Source organism: Methylicorpusculum sp. (genome assembly GCF_030651835.1).
In the GTDB taxonomy this organism is placed as follows: Bacteria; Pseudomonadota; Gammaproteobacteria; order Methylococcales; family Methylomonadaceae; genus Methylicorpusculum.
On the sequence record NZ_JAUSBX010000024.1, the window covers coordinates 1 to 1615 of the forward strand.

The 1615-nt window shown below is 54.5% G+C and carries 2 protein-coding genes; both read right to left on the reverse strand.

Going from position 1 to position 1615, the window contains the following annotated elements; all coding sequences use genetic code 11:
- Positions 1-99 precede the first annotated feature (99 nt).
- The gene (locus Q7V32_RS03005; RefSeq protein ID WP_304895506.1) at positions 100-222 is read right to left on the reverse strand and encodes a hypothetical protein; all 123 of its coding nucleotides are present in this window, start codon (positions 220-222) and stop codon (positions 100-102) included.
- Positions 223-608: 386 nt separating this feature from the next.
- A partial coding sequence (locus Q7V32_RS03010) for an IS110 family transposase (protein WP_304895507.1) occupies positions 609-1615 on the reverse strand: 1007 nt, incomplete at its 5' end.

Sequence of the window (1615 nt, forward strand, 5' to 3'; positions counted from 1 at the left end):
AGAGTGTGGATAAGTTGTGGTCAGCAGGGAGGCTGTCCATGACTTATCCACACGGCTCTGCTCGGACCGGTCCGCAGGACGCGTCCACAAGTCTGTCGGTTATTCCTCTAATGGTTTGCTCTGACAGTTAATTCTCATGCCGTTTTGCTTGTTTTTCATTGTCGTTACCCAGTTCAGTTCGCTGTCTACGCGCCCGTCTTCTCGCTCGTGTGATTCGCTCATCGAACTGATGCGCGTCAGTCACCCATCAGGATCAAGACGATGCTGCTTACATCGGTAAGCGGGCCGCCCCTGGCTCAATTGAGCCCCAGACCCATCTGTCCGGAACAGATGGGGACAGGCGATAGCCTGCCCGAAGGGGGTGCGCCAGGGATGGCGCACATCAGCAATGATCGGTGCCAAGCCTTGTCCAATTGTGCACGGCACAACAGGTTTTATGGTTCTCCGTTAGCACGGTCCAGACCCCTATTGGCTCAACGCTTGGGCGTATCAGCTCCCCTTGCGGAGATAACGATTAGTGGGTCGGTTGAGCAACTTGCCAATCAAGTCTGGTGGTTATCAGCCAACCCCGTGTTCAGTTCAGCTGCTCAACCTATTCGCTTATTCGGTCATACAAAACATTTCGTGTCGTTAAAGGGGACGTGGTCCCGCATCACGAAGTAACTCGCCCTCGCCAGTTTATGCGCGACCGCTTTGAGTGCGACGACACGGTTGCACTTGGCGGCCTTGCGTTGATAAAAGCGTTTCGCTCGATCGTTGTAGCGTATCGCGAAGTTGGCCGCCTCGATAAAGGCCCAGGCCAAGTATTTATTGCCGTTTTTGGTATTGCCCCGGCCTTTCTTTTTGCCGTTGCTGAGTTTCTCACTGCCGACACAGCGACAATACGAGGCGAAGTTGCCGACTTGCCGAAAGCGCTCGATACCGCCGGTTTCCAGCATGATCGTCAGCGCCAGCACTTGCCCGATACCGCTGATACTGAGCAAAAAGCGGTAGCGCGGATCCAGTTTGGCCTGTGCCAAGATGGCGCGTTCCAGCAGCTCGATTTGTTCCGATAATGCCGCCAGAATCACCCGGTTACTTTCGACCGCTAACGCCACGTTCGGATCGGCGAAGTGCTGCTGCACCTGCTCTTGAGTCAGGCGTTTGACGGCATTACTGTTCAGCCGAGTGCCAGTATTACGCGCATAGAGGTTTTCGATGCTGATAATATGCGCACTGCGCTGCCGGACCAATTGGCTGCGTTTGCGTAACAAATCCCGCACGGCTCGGCTTTCCTTCGGGTAGATCGTGCCGGTCGGCAAGACGCCCAGCCGCAGTAAATGCGCCAACCAAAACGCATCCGTGTCGTCGTCGGTGTATTTCAGCCCTTCATATTGTTGTACCGCCGCCGTATTGACCAAATGAACCCGGTATCCCGCTTCCATCAGGCCGTCGACCAGCCAATACCAATTGTAAGTTGATTCCACCGCCAAGCCTTCGATGCTGTCTTGAAAGGGTTCCAAGCCTCGCAGAATATCAGCCAAATCACAACCCTGCTTCTTCCGATACACGACTCGATCGTGCTCGTCAATCAGTTGCGTCACCACATTCGTTGAATGCAAATCCATTCCACCGT